The organism is Vibrio jasicida 090810c (assembly GCF_002887615.1).
In the GTDB taxonomy this organism is placed as follows: Bacteria; Pseudomonadota; Gammaproteobacteria; order Enterobacterales; family Vibrionaceae; genus Vibrio; species Vibrio jasicida.
On record NZ_CP025792.1, the window covers coordinates 2,194,897 to 2,209,924 of the forward strand.

Sequence of the window (15,028 nt, forward strand, 5' to 3'; positions counted from 1 at the left end):
TTTTAAGTTCTATTTATACACATTCAATGTTCTTACATTGAGTCCATCAAAACCCCTTGGGTGTTGTATGGTTAAGCCTCACGGGCAATTAGTACAGGTTAGCTCAACGCCTCACAACGCTTACACACCCTGCCTATCAACGTTCTAGTCTCGAACAACCCTTTAGGATACTTAAAGTATCAGGGAAGACTCATCTCAGGGCTCGCTTCCCGCTTAGATGCTTTCAGCGGTTATCGATTCCGAACTTAGCTACCGGGCAATGCGTCTGGCGACACAACCCGAACACCAGAGGTTCGTCCACTCCGGTCCTCTCGTACTAGGAGCAGCCCCCTTCAATCTTCCAACGCCCACGGCAGATAGGGACCGAACTGTCTCACGACGTTCTAAACCCAGCTCGCGTACCACTTTAAATGGCGAACAGCCATACCCTTGGGACCGACTTCAGCCCCAGGATGTGATGAGCCGACATCGAGGTGCCAAACACCGCCGTCGATATGAACTCTTGGGCGGTATCAGCCTGTTATCCCCGGAGTACCTTTTATCCGTTGAGCGATGGCCCTTCCATACAGAACCACCGGATCACTATGACCTGCTTTCGCACCTGCTCGAATTGTCATTCTCGCAGTCAAGCGGGCTTATGCCATTGCACTAACCTCACGATGTCCAACCGTGATTAGCCCACCTTCGTGCTCCTCCGTTACTCTTTGGGAGGAGACCGCCCCAGTCAAACTACCCACCAGGCACTGTCCGCAACCCCGATAAGGGGTCGACGTTAGAACATCAACACTACAAGGGTGGTATTTCAAGGACGGCTCCACACAATCTAGCGACTGTGCTTCAAAGCCTCCCACCTATCCTACACATGTAGGGTCAATGTTCAGTGCCAAGCTGTAGTAAAGGTTCACGGGGTCTTTCCGTCTAGCCGCGGGTACACTGCATCTTCACAGCGATTTCAATTTCACTGAGTCTCGGGTGGAGACAGCGTGGCCATCATTACGCCATTCGTGCAGGTCGGAACTTACCCGACAAGGAATTTCGCTACCTTAGGACCGTTATAGTTACGGCCGCCGTTTACCGGGGCTTCGATCAAGAGCTTCGACCGAAGTCTAACCCCATCAATTAACCTTCCGGCACCGGGCAGGCGTCACACCGTATACGTCATCTTACGATTTTGCACAGTGCTGTGTTTTTAATAAACAGTTGCAGCCACCTGGTATCTGCGACTCTCGTCAGCTCCATCCGCGAGGGACTTCACCATCAAGAGCGTACCTTCTCCCGAAGTTACGGTACCATTTTGCCTAGTTCCTTCACCCGAGTTCTCTCAAGCGCCTTGGTATTCTCTACCCGACCACCTGTGTCGGTTTGGGGTACGATTCCTTACAATCTGAAGCTTAGAGGCTTTTCCTGGAAGCATGGCATCAATGACTTCACTACCGTAGTAGCTCGACGTCGTGTCTCAGCCTTAAGAAGAGCCGGATTTACCTAACTCTTCAGCCTACGCACTTGAACCTGGACAACCGTCGCCAGGCCCACCTAGCCTTCTCCGTCCCCCCATCGCAATTGTAAGAAGTACGGGAATATTAACCCGTTTCCCATCGACTACGCCTTTCGGCCTCGCCTTAGGGGTCGACTTACCCTGCCCCGATTAACGTTGGACAGGAACCCTTGGTCTTCCGGCGAGGAGGTTTTTCACCCCCTTTATCGTTACTCATGTCAGCATTCGCACTTCTGATACCTCCAGCATGCTTTACAACACACCTTCAACGGCTTACAGAACGCTCCCCTACCCAATGAAGTAAAACTTCATTGCCGCAGCTTCGGTTTATTACTTAGCCCCGTTACATCTTCCGCGCAGGCCGACTCGACCAGTGAGCTATTACGCTTTCTTTAAATGATGGCTGCTTCTAAGCCAACATCCTGGCTGTCTGAGCCTTCCCACATCGTTTCCCACTTAGTAATAATTTGGGACCTTAGCTGGCGGTCTGGGTTGTTTCCCTCTCCACGACGGACGTTAGCACCCGCCGTGTGTCTCCCGGATAGTACTTACTGGTATTCGGAGTTTGCAAAGGGTTGGTAAGTCGGGATGACCCCCTAGCCTTAACAGTGCTCTACCCCCAGTAGTATTCGTCCGAGGCGCTACCTAAATAGCTTTCGGGGAGAACCAGCTATCTCCAGGTTTGATTGGCCTTTCACCCCTAGCCACAAGTCATCCGCTAATTTTTCAACATTAGTCGGTTCGGTCCTCCAATTGATGTTACTCAATCTTCAACCTGCCCATGGCTAGATCACCTGGTTTCGGGTCTATATCCAGCGACTAAGTCGCGCAGTTAACACTCGCTTTCGCTACGGCTCCCCTAGATGGTTAACCTTGCCACTGAATATAAGTCGCTGACCCATTATACAAAAGGTACGCAGTCACACCACGAAGGTGCTCCTACTGCTTGTACGTACACGGTTTCAGGTTCTATTTCACTCCCCTCACAGGGGTTCTTTTCGCCTTTCCCTCACGGTACTGGTTCACTATCGGTCAGTCAGTAGTATTTAGCCTTGGAGGATGGTCCCCCCATATTCAGACAGGATATCACGTGTCCCGCCCTACTCGATTTCACTGAATGTGCGTTGTCAACTACGGGGCTATCACCCTTTATTGCCGGACTTTCCAGACCGTTCGTCTAACGCATATAAAGCTTAAGGGCTAGTCCAATTTCGCTCGCCGCTACTTTCGGAATCTCGGTTGATTTCTTTTCCTCGGGGTACTTAGATGTTTCAGTTCCCCCGGTTCGCCTCGCTGCGCTATGTATTCACGCAGCGATACTAGCTTATGCTAGTGGGTTTCCCCATTCGGAAATCCCAGACTCAAGTGGTTTTTACTACCTAATCTGGGCTTATCGCAAGTTAATACGTCCTTCATCGCCTCTGACTGCCAAGGCATCCACCGTGTACGCTTAGTCACTTAACCATACAACCCGAAGGAGTTTCGAGTTGATAATCAAATCACCAAAGTTGTCTCTCATTATTTGAATGAGCGAGAGACATTTCGATTTTGCCGGACTCAATTTCGAATAATCACTTAAAAGTGATATTCCCAAGAACACTTGAATGTGTTTTTTGGTGTTTGTCATAAAGACAAACATTGAGAACTTTACAAGTAATCTTAAAGATTACTTTGTCAGCTTTCCAAATTGTTAAAGAGCAAATCACTTCCTAAGAAGTTCATTTTCTAAAGACTTTCAGAGTCGAAGATTCTAACCACATACGTCTTACTGAAGTGGTTTGGAATTCCTATCCAAAAATACTTAGAGAATGGTGGGCGATACCGGGCTCGAACCAGTGACCCCCTGCTTGTAAGGCAGGTGCTCTCCCAACTGAGCTAATCGCCCACATTATTTTTTCATTCTCGTGGAGAGAATGGTGGGTCGTGCAGGATTCGAACCTGCGACCAATTGATTAAAAGTCAACTGCTCTACCAACTGAGCTAACGACCCAATGGTATCCCGTAGGGGAGTCGAACCCCTGTTACCGCCGTGAAAGGGCGGTGTCCTAGGCCTCTAGACGAACGGGACACTGGATTGAAGATATTGGGATATCTTCGTCTCTTTTACTTATAAACCGTATCAATCTGTGTGGACACTCATCGTGAGTAATCATCGTATAAGGAGGTGATCCAGCGCCAGGTTCCCCTAGCGCTACCTTGTTACGACTTCACCCCAGTCATGAACCACAAAGTGGTAAGCGTCCTCCCGAAGGTTAAACTACCTACTTCTTTTGCAGCCCACTCCCATGGTGTGACGGGCGGTGTGTACAAGGCCCGGGAACGTATTCACCGTGGCATTCTGATCCACGATTACTAGCGATTCCGACTTCATGGAGTCGAGTTGCAGACTCCAATCCGGACTACGACGCACTTTTTGGGATTCGCTCACTATCGCTAGCTTGCTGCCCTCTGTATGCGCCATTGTAGCACGTGTGTAGCCCTACTCGTAAGGGCCATGATGACTTGACGTCGTCCCCACCTTCCTCCGGTTTATCACCGGCAGTCTCCCTGGAGTTCCCGACATTACTCGCTGGCAAACAAGGATAAGGGTTGCGCTCGTTGCGGGACTTAACCCAACATTTCACAACACGAGCTGACGACAGCCATGCAGCACCTGTCTCAGAGTTCCCGAAGGCACCAATCCATCTCTGGAAAGTTCTCTGGATGTCAAGAGTAGGTAAGGTTCTTCGCGTTGCATCGAATTAAACCACATGCTCCACCGCTTGTGCGGGCCCCCGTCAATTCATTTGAGTTTTAATCTTGCGACCGTACTCCCCAGGCGGTCTACTTAACGCGTTAGCTCCGAAAGCCACGGCTCAAGGCCACAACCTCCAAGTAGACATCGTTTACGGCGTGGACTACCAGGGTATCTAATCCTGTTTGCTCCCCACGCTTTCGCATCTGAGTGTCAGTATCTGTCCAGGGGGCCGCCTTCGCCACCGGTATTCCTTCAGATCTCTACGCATTTCACCGCTACACCTGAAATTCTACCCCCCTCTACAGTACTCTAGTCTGCCAGTTTCAAATGCTATTCCGAGGTTGAGCCCCGGGCTTTCACATCTGACTTAACAAACCACCTGCATGCGCTTTACGCCCAGTAATTCCGATTAACGCTCGCACCCTCCGTATTACCGCGGCTGCTGGCACGGAGTTAGCCGGTGCTTCTTCTGTCGCTAACGTCAAATGATAGTGCTATTAACACTACCACCTTCCTCACGACTGAAAGTGCTTTACAACCCGAAGGCCTTCTTCACACACGCGGCATGGCTGCATCAGGCTTGCGCCCATTGTGCAATATTCCCCACTGCTGCCTCCCGTAGGAGTCTGGACCGTGTCTCAGTTCCAGTGTGGCTGATCATCCTCTCAGACCAGCTAGGGATCGTCGCCTTGGTGAGCCATTACCTCACCAACTAGCTAATCCCACCTAGGCATATCCTGACGCGAGAGGCCCGAAGGTCCCCCTCTTTGGCCCGTAGGCATTATGCGGTATTAGCCATCGTTTCCAATGGTTATCCCCCACATCAGGGCAATTTCCTAGGCATTACTCACCCGTCCGCCGCTCGACGCCCTTAACGTCCCCCGAAGGTTCAGTTAAGTCGTTTCCGCTCGACTTGCATGTGTTAGGCCTGCCGCCAGCGTTCAATCTGAGCCATGATCAAACTCTTCAATTTAAGATTTTGTTCGGCTCAACGAATACTGACTTCAAAACTCATCCTTACTCGAAAGTAAGAAGTAATTTTAAAGCTATTACCATTCCAACAGAATGATAATGAATTGACTGTGCCAAGTCCGAAGACTTGATTGGTCACTCAGTTCATTGAAACCTAATTTGATACCGAGGTATCTAATTGGATTATCATCAACGAGTGCCCACACAGATTGATAGGTCTATATTGTTAAAGAGCTTTCCTATTGAGCTTTGCTCAAATCGGACGGCCATTTTAGCGAGTTAAAGTTTAGTGTCAATCACTTTTTTCAAACTTTCTTTCAAGCGTTTCCGCTTGGCTAATTGGCTTGCTAACTTGGCTTTCGTTTCTTTCGAAGCGTTGCCGTGTCAGCGAGGTGGCATTATAGAGATTGCGATCACATTGGCAAGCCCTTTTTCACCTTTTTTTTGACTTTTTTACCGTTCGGATAAATTTGCGTCAAAAGCGGTCAAAAAAGCACGTTATTTCTACAGTTCTTTGAATTTATCTGCGAAAAGAGCCACTTTTTCCCAATTGGTGTATTCCACTTCTTTGGTCGTATCGGTTTCGCCACCCGTCATCGACATAATGAACTTAATCATCGTTTTGTCGAACCAACCATAACGTGGGTAATAAAGAGCACCAGCAAAAACACCGATTAAGGTTGGTTTCCAAGGTGACTTAATTAGGAACTTACGAATGTAAGCGCTGCCTTCTGGCGTATCCTTTCCTTGGTCTTCTTTACGAGCGGTTAGGTTTACGCAGAAGAACGCCACTTTACTTTGTTCAAGTTGATTGAGGTTTCGCTCAATAAACTGGTACAGCTTCTTATTAAGATGACCATAACGAATAGACGCTCCAATCAATACCCTGTCGTATTGGCTAAAATCAATCGTCTCAACATTATGATTATGTAAATCCACCAACTCACATTCGAAGTCTGTTAGCTTCTCATCTATATAGTGGAGAATTTTTTTAGTCTGCCCTTCACGGGAGGAATATAGAAATAATGCTTTTGCCACGATTTCCCCTTAGCTACGCCAAAACGTCGGCGTAAGTAGAATAAGTAAGGTAAAGATTTCCAGACGACCAAACAACATAGAAACAATCAATACCCATTTTGCTTTGTCGTTCACATCGCCAAAGTGAAGCGCTACTTCACCCAAGCCTGGGCCTAAGTTGTTGAGCGTTGCTGCAACCGCCGAGAATGCGCTTAGCTCATCCATCCCAGTCGCAATCAAGCCCAACATACAAACCACGAATACCAAAGCGTAAGCAGAGAAGAATCCCCAAACCGCATCTACAACTCTTTGCGGTAGTGCACTGCCACCCACTTTGATGGTGTAAACCGCACGAGGGTGCACCAAACGCTTCAGCTCTCGCGCACCTTGTAAGGTCAGCAATAAGATACGGATCACTTTCATACCGCCGCCAGTCGAACCAGCACAACCACCGATAAAAGAAGAGAACAACAACAGCACTGGTAAGAATAATGGCCAATCAGCAAAGCCGGTTGTGGTAAAGCCAGCCGTAGTAGAGATGGAAACAGTCTGGAAAAGCGCTTGGTCGAATGCATCATAGGTTGAATCGTAAGAATGGTGGTTCAACAATAATAAGAAACACACCAAGAACAGAACGACTTGGATGAAGATGAAAGCGCGGAACTCTGGATCTTTCCAATAGTATTTAGGATGCACGCCGCCAGACGCAAACGCGGCGAAGTGCAAAGAATAGTTACATGCCGAGATTAACAAGAAGACAACAGTAATCATGTTAATCGCATAGCTATCGAAATAGCCCATGCTGGCATCGTGCGTAGAGAAACCACCGATAGCAATAGTTGAGAAGCTATGGCTAATAGCATCAAATGGCGTCATACCGGCCAACCAAAATGCCACGGCACATGCGATCGTCAGACTTAAATAGATATACCATAGCGCTTTAGCCGTTTCGGCAATACGCGGCGTCATCTTAGTATCTTTGACTGGCCCTGGGATTTCTGCACGATAAAGCTGCATACCACCGATACCAAGCACTGGTAGGATTGCAACGGCTAATACGATGATCCCCATACCTCCAAACCACTGTAGAAGCTGGCGGTAAAACAAGATTGCTTTGGGTAATTCATCAAGTCCAACGATAACTGTCGCACCAGTGGTCGTTAAAGCAGAGAAGGATTCAAAAAAGGCGTCAGTCACAGATATATTTGGGTTATCTGAGATAAGAAAAGGGATCGAGCCTGCGCTGCCTAGTACTGTCCAGAAAAGAACAACAATAAGAAAGCCATCACGTGCTTTTAACTCGTGTTTATACCTGCGGTTTGGGAACCAACATATCCCACCACACAATAGAAGTACGAAGAAAGTCGTGACAAAAGGTACACCCGCACCATCTCGATAGATGAGTGCGACCAACGCTGGCGCGAGCATTGTGACACTAAAAAGCGCGAGCAATAGCCCGACGATTCGAATAATTGAACGAAATTGCATGGATTAATTGACTAGCGAAGCTGTCCCTGTGGCTTCCTATATTTCATTATTGTCCGTCTATAGGGGTGACAATTGCCTTTGCACCGCTTTTGTTGATGATAGTTTGGGTAAAGGCGCTCACTTCACGTAGCTCAATTTCCAACACTAATACCACCTGATCGCTGTACTCAGCTTCAACTTCAACCGCACCAAACTGGGGCATGATCGACTGTGCGATAGGCATAAAACCATAGTCTAACTCTAGACGGAGTTTTGTGGTTATTTTTTTCTCAATTGTTTGAAGCAGCTTGAGCGCTTGTTGCACACCGCCACCATAAGCTTTCACCAAACCGCCCGTGCCTAACTTAATGCCACCAGAATATCGAGTAACAACAGCTGTGAGTTCTCCTACACCAGAACCAGACAATTGAGCTAGGATCGGTTTCCCGGCTGTCCCCGATGGTTCTCCGTCATCGCTAAACCCCCACTTCATCGAATCTTCTGGTCGACCCGCAACAAATCCCCAGCAGTTATGTCTTGCATCAGAGTGCTTGGTTTTGATCTGCTCTACGAACGCCTTTGCAGCCTCTATGTTCGGCGTATGAGCCAAATAGGTAATAAAGACGCTCTTTTTGATTTCTTCTTCAAATTGAGCAGGCGCGGCAGGGATAAGATAAGGCTGGTCATTCATAGGATTAGGTCACTTTTCTCTTTGTCCAAAGTCTATCACGAGACGGAATTGTGAGTCGCATAAGATCTGCACCAGCGCACAATGTTAAACACTTGTTTAAAAAATGTATTGAAATTAACCAATCCGAGGTCCAAACTAACTCCACTGGTCAAACCAGAACAACAAATATAACGACTTTCCTCTATATCTATTTGTTGCCCTACAGGCGCTCAGCCCGCATCAAATCGGTATACAGACAATCCAAGATTGTATGTCATGGAGATAGACAATGATTTACCAAGCCGAAACCCTACAGGTAAAGGAAGTACAAGATGGCATTGCAGAGCTTAGCTTCTGCTCTCCAAAATCCGTTAACAAGCTCGATCTAGCAACACTAGAGTCACTCGACAAAGCCCTTGATGCACTAAAAGCACACCAAGGACTGAAGGGCTTGATGCTCACCTCAGATAAAGACGCGTTCATTGTTGGCGCGGATATCACCGAATTCTTAGGACTTTTTGCCAAGACAGACTCTGAACTCGATCAGTGGCTGCAATTTGCTAACAGCATCTTCAACAAGCTGGAAGACTTACCCGTCCCGACGATTTCGGTACTTAAAGGTCACACGTTAGGTGGCGGTTGTGAGTGTGTGCTTGCAACTGACATGAGAATTGGTGACAAGACCACCAGCATCGGTCTACCAGAAACGAAACTGGGTATCATGCCGGGCTTTGGTGGTTGTGTGCGTCTGCCACGTGTTATTGGCGCCGACAGCGCAATGGAAGTGATCACGCAAGGTAAAGCATGTCGTGCGGATGAAGCATTGAAGATTGGTCTTCTGGATGCGGTTGTCGATAGCGACGCACTTTACGAGTCAGCACTTAAGACACTGACATCGGCAATCAACGAAAAACTAGACTGGCAAGCTCGTCGCAAGCAAAAAACATCACCTCTAACGCTAAGTAAACTTGAATCAATGATGAGCTTTACCATGGCGAAGGGTCTAGTGGCTCAGAAAGCCGGTCCTAATTACCCTGCTCCAATGACAGCCGTTATCACTATTGAAGAAGGCGCTCGCTTTGCTCGTAATGAAGCACTCGACATTGAACGTAAGCACTTCGTAAAACTGGCTAAATCTGAAGAAGCAAAATCCCTGGTTGGTTTGTTCCTTAACGACCAATACATCAAAGGGCTTGCGAAAAAATCAGCTAAGTCAGCGAGTAAAGACACGCAACGTGCGGCTGTGCTTGGTGCAGGTATTATGGGCGGCGGCATCGCCTACCAATCTGCATTAAAAGGCGTACCGGTGTTAATGAAAGACATCGCGCAACCTTCGCTCGACTTAGGCATGACTGAAGCATCTAAGCTATTGAATAAACGCTTATCTCGTGGTCGCATTGATGGCTTTAAGATGGCTGGAATTTTAGCGTCTATCACACCAAGCTTACATTACGCAGGCATCGAAGAATCAGACGTGATTGTTGAAGCTGTAGTAGAAAACCCGAAAGTAAAAGCAGCAGTGCTGAGTGAAGTCGAATCGCATTTAGGTGACGACACGGTTATCACCTCAAACACCTCGACGATTCCTATCAACCTATTGGCAAAATCGCTGAAACGCCCAGAAAACTTCTGTGGCATGCACTTCTTCAACCCAGTGCATCGTATGCCTCTCGTCGAGATCATCCGTGGTGAACATACGTCTGATGAAACCATCAATCGTGTTGTAGCCTACGCAGCGAAAATGGGCAAATCACCAATTGTCGTCAATGACTGCCCTGGGTTCTTTGTAAACCGCGTATTGTTCCCATACTTTGGCGGCTTCAGCATGCTACTTCGTGATGGTGCTGACTTTACGAAAATCGACAAAATCATGGAGCGTAAGTTTGGCTGGCCGATGGGACCTGCATACTTGCTCGATGTTGTTGGTATTGATACCGCCCACCACGCACAAGCCGTGATGGCGCAAGGCTTCCCTGAGCGCATGGGCAAACAAGGTCGTGACGCGATCGATGCACTGTTCGAAGCAGATAAATACGGCCAGAAAAATGGCAGTGGCTTCTACAGCTACACCATTGATAGAAAAGGTAAGCCGAAGAAAACCTTCTCTGAAGAAATCTTGTCTGTACTCGCTGACGTTTGTGCCGATAAGCAGGACTTTGACGAGCAGACCATCATTCAACGCATGATGATTCCAATGATCAACGAAGTGGTACTGTGCCTACAAGAAGGCATCATTGCCACTCCACAAGAAGCGGATATGGCACTGGTTTACGGTCTTGGCTTCCCTCCATTCCGCGGCGGCGTATTCCGCTACCTAGATAGCGTAGGTATCGCTGAGTTTGTTGCAATGGCAAAACAATACTCAGAGCTTGGTGCTATGTACCAAGTACCACAGATGCTGATTGATATGGCGGCGAAAGGTGAAAGCTTTTACGGTGCACAACAGCAAGGTTCTATCTAAGGAGGGATGCTAAAATGACTAATCAAACAAGAAATGTTGTCGTAGTCGATTGTCTACGTACTCCAATGGGTCGCTCTAAAGGTGGTGCTTTCCGTCATACGCGAGCAGAAGATCTATCCGCACGCCTAATGAAGGGTATTCTTGCACGTAACCCACAAGTAAACCCAAGCGAGATTGAAGATATCTACTGGGGCTGTGTACAACAAACCCTAGAACAAGGCTTTAATGTGGCACGTAATGCGGCGCTACTTGCTGGTCTACCAATTGAGATTGGCGCCGTGACGGTGAACCGCTTGTGTGGTTCATCAATGCAAGCGCTTCACGATGGTACACGTGCCATTATGACGGGTGATGCTGAAATCTGCCTAATTGGTGGTGTTGAGCACATGGGACACGTACCAATGAACCACGGCGTGGACTTCCACCCTGGTATGTCAAAGACAGTTGCAAAAGCAGCAGGCATGATGGGATTAACCGCTGAAATGCTTGGTAAGCTGCATGGCATTAGCCGTGAGCAACAAGACGAGTTTGCCGCGCGTTCTCATGCTCGTGCACATGCAGCAACCTTAGAGGGTCGTTTTAAAAACGAAATCCTACCGATTGAAGGCCACGCAGCAGACGGCACGCTATTCACTCTAGATCACGATGAAGTGATTCGCCCTGAAACATCTGTTGAAGGCCTATCTCAACTTCGTCCAGTATTCGACCCTGCTAACGGCACAGTAACAGCCGGTACATCATCGGCGCTGTCTGATGGTGCATCAGCGATGTTGATCATGAGCGAAGAGAAAGCCAATGAGCTTGGTTTGAAGATTCGTGCACGCATCAAAGGCATGGCCATTGCGGGCTGCGACCCTTCTATCATGGGTTATGGTCCTGTACCAGCAACACAGAAAGCACTTAAGCGCGCAGGTCTATCAGTTGAAGACATGGGTGTGGTTGAGCTAAACGAAGCATTTGCAGCGCAATCTCTACCATGTGCTAAAGACTTGGGTCTGCTTGATGTTATGGATGAGAAGGTCAACCTTAATGGTGGCGCGATTGCATTGGGTCACCCGCTTGGTTGTTCTGGCTCACGTATCTCGACGACGTTGATCAACCTAATGGAAGCAAAGGACGCAAAATACGGCCTGGCAACCATGTGTATCGGTTTAGGTCAGGGTATTGCGACCGTATTTGAGCGACCATAGTTTGTTTAAGAAACGCTAGGTTGTGGTGATCAATCCAACAATCACGAGCAAATGAACCAATACTGAAAATTTTTAGTATTACACTTAAGGGCGGCATCTGATGTCGCCCTTTGTTTTACGCCAAACATTGCTTACATGCACAAAAAGCATACATTAAATGCTCAAGTTTCATTTTATTCATAGACAAAGAAGACATACACTTAGCAGCAGTTGATATCTTGCTGTATGTGACCCAGAGTCACGCTACCGCACAATCGGAGAACCTTATGTTTAATGCTCTAGTTCTAAATCAAGAAGACAAACGTACTATCGCTAACATCGAGCAAATCGATGAAACACAACTGCCTGAAGGCGACGTTCTGATTGACGTTGATTACTCATCGTTGAACTACAAAGACGGCCTTGCAATTACAGGTAAAGGTAAAATCATCCGTAACTTCCCGATGGTGCCGGGTATTGACCTAGCAGGTACGGTAGTAAGCTCAGAAGACGACCGCTACCAAGCAGGCGACAAAGTTGTTCTTACGGGTTGGGGCGTGGGTGAAAACCATTGGGGCGGTATGTCTCAACGTGCTCGCCTAAAAGCGGATTGGCTAGTGCCACTACCAAAAGGTCTAGACAGCAAGAAAGCAATGATGGTTGGTACTGCTGGTTTCACTGGAATGCTATGTGTTCAAGCACTACTTGATGCAGGCATCAAACCTGAAAACGGCGAAATCCTAGTAACTGGCGCAAGTGGCGGTGTAGGCTCAGTAGCAGTAACGCTTCTAGCACAGCTTGGCTACAAAGTTGCTGCAGTGACAGGTCGCGTAGAGAAAAACGGCCCACTACTAGAAAAACTTGGTGCTAGCCGCATCATCGACCGCGTTGAATTTGAAGAGCCAGCACGTCCGCTTGAAAAACAAGTATGGGCAGGTGCGGTTGATACCGTAGGCAGCAAAGTACTAGCAAAAGTATTGGCGCAAATGGATTACAACAGTGCAGTTGCAGCTTGTGGTCTTGCAGGTGGATTCGATCTACCTACTACAGTAATGCCGTTCATCCTGCGTAACGTTCGTCTACAAGGTGTGGATTCTGTTTCATGCCCATTTGAAAAACGTACTGCAGCATGGGAAAAATTGGTTGAGCTACTACCAGACAGCTACTTCGAGCAAGCTTGTACTGAGGTAGAACTAGCTGAAGCACCAAAATATGCTGAAGACATCACAAACGGTCAAGTAACTGGTCGCGTGGTTATCAAGCTATAAGCGTTAACCCTTCGATAGAATAAATGAAGCCGGGTCATTGCCCGGCTTTTTGCTATTTCGATTATCGGAAAAATTAGTCCAATCCCATATCTTCAATTCGCTTAGCAATAAGACGACTACATTCTTCACGAACCACTGCACGCAACCATTCTTGAGCGGGAGAGTGTTCGCAACGTGCGTGCCAAATCATCGAATATTCAAACGGCGTGAATTGGAATGGTAATGGCTTCACTACTAAGTCATAGCGATCAGCAACCAAGTACGCTAAATCGGCAGGAACCGTAATAATAATGGGTAAAGTATCAATGATCGCCAGTGCGGCCTCTAAATGGTAGGCACGAAGCACCATTTTACGTTTTGGCTTTTCCATCAAGGCTTGTTCAATCAGCGCCTTTACCCCATCACTGATAGCAATCATTGCATGCGGGTAACTTAAGTAATCGTCTAAGCTCATCTCTTCATTCGCCAAGGGGTGTTGCTTAGAAAGCATACATAACACACCCACTCGACCAAGTACTTCACTTCGCAAAGGCTCTACTGGGCCAGTTGGACGACAAATCGCTAAGTCCGCGCCTTCATAAGTTAACTGATCAGACAAACGGTCGTGCTGCATCGGCAAAAAGTTAAATGAAACATTCGGCGCTTCTTGATAGATCCGTGGTAATGCGAAAGGCAGAATGGTCTGCATCGCATAATCCGTCGTGGCAATATTAAAAGTTTGATCACAGCTACGCGGGTCAAATTCTCGTGGAGACAGTAATTGGCGCAGTGATTCCAAAGGCTCTCCCAAAGAGCGATCGATTTCCAACGCCTTTTGCGTCGGTATTAAGTGTTGGCCTTGCCGTGTAAATAACGGATCGTCAAGCAAATCACGCAATCGACCGAGTACGCGGCTCATAGCTGATTGGCTTAGATTGAGACGCGTTGCTGCCTTGCTAACACTGCTTTCTTCGATCAACACACGTAATGCGACCAATAAATTCAGATCTCGACGATAGATGTCTTCTAATTCCACGATTTGCCACTTAACATGTAGGGGATTTAGGTAAATTGTACTCTTCAGGCAAAAAAAATCCCGCCTTTCAGCGGGGAAGCCCAAGAAAAATGGGGATAGTGTCGGAATGAAGTGTCGTTAAACTTGGTGAGCGTATATATCAATAGGTTTCGATTACAGCAAGAAGTGCTAATTTTCTTGCTCTGATGCACCTGACCATTTGTGCATCTCAATCCAAATCCCGATAATCGTTGCACTCATGCCTACAAGAGGCATCAATGAGGTTTCAGCTGGCGTTCTAAGCACTAATGCACAAAACGAGATGAAGCATAAAACCGAATAGATAGTCAGTCTGTCTAACGCTGTTAACATCGTCTCTCCTTGCCAGTTGTTACCGAATTGTTAATTTAAAGTAAATCAAAAAATTCGGTTTGCCAAGTGGTTATTGAATATTTTTTCAACGAAAGTAAAATTCACCGCTCAGTTAGTTACGAGAATCACATTATGAGTTTTAATCCTGAACTGGCGACAAAAACCTTAGAGGCGGAAGGATTACGCTGCCCAGAGCCAGTGATGATGGTCAGGAAGACAATTCGAAACATGCAAGATGGTGAAGTATTGCTAGTGAAAGCAGACGACCCATCAACAACTCGAGATATCCCGAGCTTCTGCCGATTCATGGATCACCAGTTGATAGCGGCACAAACAGAACAGCTTCCATACCAGTACCTGATTAAGAAAGGTTTGGAATAATCTCAGCAAGATCAAAAACGGCAGC

The 15,028-nt window shown here is 47.4% G+C and carries 9 protein-coding genes, 3 tRNA genes and 2 rRNA genes; 4 read left to right on the forward strand and 10 right to left on the reverse strand.

The window, feature by feature from the left end:
• Positions 1-67 precede the first annotated feature (67 nt).
• From C1S73_RS10370 to C1S73_RS10410, 8 genes are all read right to left on the reverse strand, one after another.
• Positions 68-2,959: ribosomal RNA gene (locus tag C1S73_RS10370) — 23S ribosomal RNA — on the reverse strand.
• Between the two features lie 345 nt (positions 2,960-3,304).
• Positions 3,305-3,380 (reverse strand) — tRNA-Val (locus C1S73_RS10375).
• 29 nt (positions 3,381-3,409) lie between these two features.
• A tRNA-Lys gene (locus C1S73_RS10380) sits at positions 3,410-3,485 on the reverse strand.
• A gap of 2 nt (positions 3,486-3,487) precedes the next feature.
• Positions 3,488-3,563, reverse strand: a tRNA-Glu gene (locus C1S73_RS10385).
• A gap of 89 nt (positions 3,564-3,652) precedes the next feature.
• Positions 3,653-5,205, reverse strand: a 16S ribosomal RNA gene (locus C1S73_RS10390).
• The 16S and 23S rRNA genes sit together here with 3 tRNA genes alongside, the layout of an rRNA operon.
• Before the next feature lie 503 nt (positions 5,206-5,708).
• Complete coding sequence (hemG, locus tag C1S73_RS10400) at positions 5,709-6,242, reverse strand: menaquinone-dependent protoporphyrinogen IX dehydrogenase (RefSeq protein WP_038870256.1); 534 nt, start codon at positions 6,240-6,242, stop codon at positions 5,709-5,711.
• 9 nt (positions 6,243-6,251) lie between these two features.
• Entirely contained in the window at positions 6,252-7,709 is a 1,458-nt protein-coding gene (locus C1S73_RS10405) for a TrkH family potassium uptake protein (RefSeq protein WP_038870255.1), read from the reverse strand.
• Positions 7,710-7,755: 46 nt separating this feature from the next.
• The gene (locus tag C1S73_RS10410; protein WP_038870253.1) at positions 7,756-8,379 is read right to left on the reverse strand and encodes a YigZ family protein; all 624 of its coding nucleotides are present in this window, start codon (positions 8,377-8,379) and stop codon (positions 7,756-7,758) included.
• Between the two features lie 268 nt (positions 8,380-8,647).
• Between C1S73_RS10410 and fadB the strand changes: the two genes are divergently transcribed.
• The 3 genes from fadB (at position 8,648) to acuI (ending at position 13,256) form a co-directional block, all read left to right on the forward strand.
• Positions 8,648-10,819, forward strand: coding sequence for a fatty acid oxidation complex subunit alpha FadB (fadB, locus tag C1S73_RS10415; RefSeq protein WP_038870252.1), 2,172 nt, complete (start codon positions 8,648-8,650; stop codon positions 10,817-10,819).
• 14 nt (positions 10,820-10,833) lie between these two features.
• Positions 10,834-12,009: an acetyl-CoA C-acyltransferase FadA gene (fadA, locus tag C1S73_RS10420; protein WP_038870251.1), complete on the forward strand. Its 1,176-nt coding sequence runs from the start codon at positions 10,834-10,836 to the stop codon at positions 12,007-12,009.
• 266 nt (positions 12,010-12,275) lie between these two features.
• Entirely contained in the window at positions 12,276-13,256 is a 981-nt protein-coding gene (gene acuI, locus C1S73_RS10425; RefSeq protein WP_005426044.1) for an acrylyl-CoA reductase (NADPH), read from the forward strand.
• Positions 13,257-13,329: 73 nt separating this feature from the next.
• Here the strand turns inward: acuI and C1S73_RS10430 are convergent, their stop codons facing one another.
• On the reverse strand, positions 13,330-14,271 hold the full coding sequence (locus C1S73_RS10430) for a LysR family transcriptional regulator (RefSeq protein ID WP_038870249.1): 942 nt from the start codon (positions 14,269-14,271) through the stop codon (positions 13,330-13,332).
• A 168-nt stretch (positions 14,272-14,439) separates the two neighbouring features.
• Entirely contained in the window at positions 14,440-14,622 is a 183-nt protein-coding gene (locus tag C1S73_RS10435) for a hypothetical protein (protein ID WP_038870247.1), read from the reverse strand.
• A 132-nt stretch (positions 14,623-14,754) separates the two neighbouring features.
• On the opposite strand from C1S73_RS10435, the gene tusA reads away from it, so the two are divergent.
• A complete protein-coding gene (tusA, locus tag C1S73_RS10440) occupies positions 14,755-15,003 on the forward strand; it encodes a sulfurtransferase TusA (RefSeq protein WP_005426051.1) in 249 nt (82 codons plus the stop codon).
• Positions 15,004-15,028 lie beyond the last annotated feature (25 nt).

Bases quoted from the DNA above. Each gene is read 5' to 3' on its own strand.
- C1S73_RS10435 (WP_038870247.1), bottom strand. From the start codon at position 14,622: ATGTTAACAGCGTTAGACAGACTGACTATCTATTCGGTTTTATGCTTC.
- C1S73_RS10405 (WP_038870255.1), bottom strand. From the start codon at position 7,709: ATGCAATTTCGTTCAATTATTCGAATCGTCGGGCTATTGCTCGCGCTT.
- fadA (WP_038870251.1), top strand. From the start codon at position 10,834: ATGACTAATCAAACAAGAAATGTTGTCGTAGTCGATTGTCTACGTACT.
- fadB (WP_038870252.1), top strand. From the start codon at position 8,648: ATGATTTACCAAGCCGAAACCCTACAGGTAAAGGAAGTACAAGATGGC.
- C1S73_RS10410 (WP_038870253.1), bottom strand. From the start codon at position 8,379: ATGAATGACCAGCCTTATCTTATCCCTGCCGCGCCTGCTCAATTTGAA.
- tusA (WP_005426051.1), top strand. From the start codon at position 14,755: ATGAGTTTTAATCCTGAACTGGCGACAAAAACCTTAGAGGCGGAAGGA.
- acuI (WP_005426044.1), top strand. From the start codon at position 12,276: ATGTTTAATGCTCTAGTTCTAAATCAAGAAGACAAACGTACTATCGCT.